Source organism: Streptomyces sp. (assembly GCF_019510245.1).
In the GTDB taxonomy this organism is placed as follows: domain Bacteria; phylum Actinomycetota; class Actinomycetes; order Streptomycetales; family Streptomycetaceae; genus Streptomyces.
The window spans coordinates 1-2,223 of the sequence record NZ_JAEKKT010000407.1 but is presented as its reverse complement, the minus strand read 5'-3'; the positions used below and the strand labels follow the sequence as shown (position 1 = coordinate 2,223).

General features: G+C 72.9%; 2 protein-coding genes and 1 pseudogene. 2 read left to right on the top strand and 1 reads right to left on the bottom strand.

Annotated features, from left to right (window positions below; translation table 11 throughout):
• A pseudogene (locus tag JF597_RS53010) lies at positions 1–447 on the top strand (putative protein N(5)-glutamine methyltransferase); the annotation flags it as partial.
• Here the strand turns inward: JF597_RS53010 and JF597_RS53005 are convergent.
• Positions 444–1,370 (bottom strand): LysR family transcriptional regulator, encoded by a 927-nt coding sequence (locus JF597_RS53005; RefSeq protein ID WP_294014134.1) that lies wholly within the window; start codon positions 1,368–1,370, stop codon positions 444–446. The pseudogene JF597_RS53010 and the gene JF597_RS53005 sit on opposite strands and share 4 nt — an antisense overlap.
• Positions 1,371–1,502: 132 nt before the next feature.
• Here JF597_RS53005 and JF597_RS53000 point away from each other — a divergent pair.
• Positions 1,503–2,223 (top strand): MFS transporter (locus JF597_RS53000; protein WP_294014132.1); only part of this gene is annotated, 721 nt, incomplete at its 3' end.

The following is a 2,223-nucleotide window of genomic DNA, read 5'->3' as shown; positions in this document are numbered from 1 at the left end:
GCCGCGCTGGGCCCCATCGAGCTGCACGCCGCCGACATCGACCCGGTCGCGGTGGACTGCGCCCGCCGCAACACCGCCGACGCGGGCGGCCGGGCCCACACCGGCGACCTCTTCGACGCCCTACCCGCCGACCTGCGCGGCCGTGTGGACATCCTCGCCGCCAACGTCCCCTACGTCCCCACCGACGAGGTCGCCCTTCTTCCCACCGAGGCCCGCGACCACGAGCCCCTGGTCGCCCTCGACGGCGGCGCGGACGGCCTGGACATCCTGCGCCGCGTCGCCAACGAGGCCCCTCGTTGGCTCGCCCCCGGCGGCTGCCTCCTCGTCGAGACCAGCGAACGCCAGGCCTCCGCCGCCATCGACGCGTTCACCCAAAGCGGCCTGACACCCCGCCTCACGGTCTCCGAGGAGCGCTACGCCCACGTCGTGATCGGCACCAGGGGCTAGGCCCAGCCAGGCGCCCACGTCCCCACGCCCGGCGGCTCGGGCCGGGTGGCGTGCAGGTGTGCCCGGAGGGCGGCGAGTGCCGGATGGGAATTGTCGGCGCGCCAGATCAGGGAGTGAGGGTAGACCGGCGTGGGCCCGTGTACCGGGATGCGGCGCAGGTCCTGGTCGGACGGCCAGACCAGACCGGTCAGTTCGCCGACGAGGGTCGCCAGGGCCGGGGAGTCGGCGATGGTGTCGAGAAGGGGGTCGGTGCCGAAGTCGGGGCCGGTGACCTCGATGGTGAGGCCGAAGGCGGCGGCGAGGTCGTCGTAGTAGGTACCCCACTCGGTGCCGGTGACCAGGCCGGGCATCCAGATGCGGTGTCCCGCCAGTCGGGCGGGTTCCACCGAGCGGGCTCCCGCGAGCGCGTGGTCGGGGCCGGTGAGCAGTTGGACCGGCTCGTCGTAGACCCGTACGGACTCGATACCGTCGGTCGACTGCCCCGCGGAGTGCGGGATCGCGCGGAAGGTGGCGTCGATCGTGCCGGACCGGAGTGCGGCGACGGCCGTGTCGGCGTCGAAGAGGGTGACGACGTCGAGCTCGATGTCGGGGTGCGTGCGGTGGAACGCGCGCAGCAGTTCGGCCGGCGCGAGGCGGCGGCCGATCACGTCCACACGCAGGGCCCGGCTGCCCGGCCGTACCGAAGCGGCCGCCCGTTCCGCGGCCCGGAGCAGTTCGCGGGCGTGGGGCAGGAACGCCTGTCCGTCGATGGTGAGCCGGGCACCGCGCGGGGTGCGGGTGAACAGCCGCGCCCCCAGGTCCTTCTCCAGCGCGGCGACCCGCTTCGACACGGCCTGCTGGGTGACCGCCAGCCGGTCGGCTGCCTCCTGGAACCGCCCCGCGTCCGCCACGGCGACGAAGGTGCGCACGGCATCGAGATCCATGCCGGAAGCCTAGGCCGTCAAGGCACAACCCGGGGTTGTGGAGCGTCGGTGCCGTGGTTGTTTGATCTGCGTGCCCGGCACTCGGTTGGATGGCTTCGGTCAACGTGGGGTTGTCGAGGAGGGGGTATCGGCGTGGGTGGGAGGCGGTCGCTGGGGCGGCGGTTCGGGTGGCTGTGGGCGGCCTACGCGGTCAGTGCGTTCGGCACCTCGCTGTCGTTCGGCGCCTTCCCGCTGATCGCCGTCCTGGTGCTGCACTCCGGCCCTGCCGCGGTGTCCGCGCTGGCGGCCGTGGGGCTCGCGGTCGGGGCCGCGATGGCGGTGCCGCTCGGACCCTGGGTGGAGTTCCGCCGCAAAAGACCGGTGATGGTCACGATGGACCTCGTCCGGTTCGCCGCCCTGCTGAGCGTGCCCGCCGCGTACGCGCTCGGTGTGCTCGGTTTCGTCCAGCTGCTGGCCGTGTCGGTGGTCGTGGCGGCGGCCGACATCACCTTCGGCGCCGCCTCGGGAGCCTTCCTCAAGTCCCTCGTCGGCGGGGACGACCTGCTGATCGCCAATGGACGGTTCGAGGCCACGAACTGGACCACCATCGTGATCGGGCCTCCCCTCGGCGGTGCCGCCATCGGGCTGTTCGGTCCTGTGACGACCCTGCTGGCCGACGCCGTCAGCTATCTGCTGTCGGCGCTGGGGATCCGGGCGATCGGTGGCGGCGAGGCACGACCCGTGCCCACCGGGGCGGCGAGGGGGTCCCTCCTGGAGGGCTGGCGGTACATCCTGGCCAGTCCCGCCCTGCGCCCGCTGTTCTTCAACACGGTCCTGGTCAACGCCCTGATCATGGTGCCGGTGCCGCTGCTGA